The 354-nt window shown below is 39.8% G+C and carries 1 pseudogene; it reads right to left on the reverse strand.

Annotated features, from left to right (window positions below):
• Positions 1–354: pseudogene (locus tag AB4585_RS28030) on the reverse strand (hypothetical protein); the annotation flags it as partial.

Raw genomic sequence — 354 nt, forward strand, 5'->3', positions numbered from 1 at the left:
AGTCATAACGGTGTCAAGCTCGCCCACTTGCATACCTACCTTTCCTGCTACATCTAATATCGTCGAATCAAAAGGAGCTTTAACTTGAAGAGACTCTCGAAGCTCAACCTTAAAGTTAAGCTCTTTTCCCAATGCTCGAATGACATTTGCTACATCGCCTGAATATTTTTCCTTAGCTAAATTCAGCTCGGCTAGACGCAACTCTATCATTGAATTCGTAAGTTTACTTTCAGCAGCAGCGTAGTTACTCAATACTGCAGAGTAATCAGAACTGACCTCTCCTTTACTATAGTAGGCATCAAATTTTCTCTTTATCGCTTCCATTTCATTTAATGTATTGCGTGACTGAGTTAC

This window comes from Vibrio sp. 10N.222.49.C9 (assembly GCF_041474985.1).
Lineage (GTDB): Bacteria > Pseudomonadota > Gammaproteobacteria > Enterobacterales > Vibrionaceae > Vibrio > Vibrio crassostreae_C.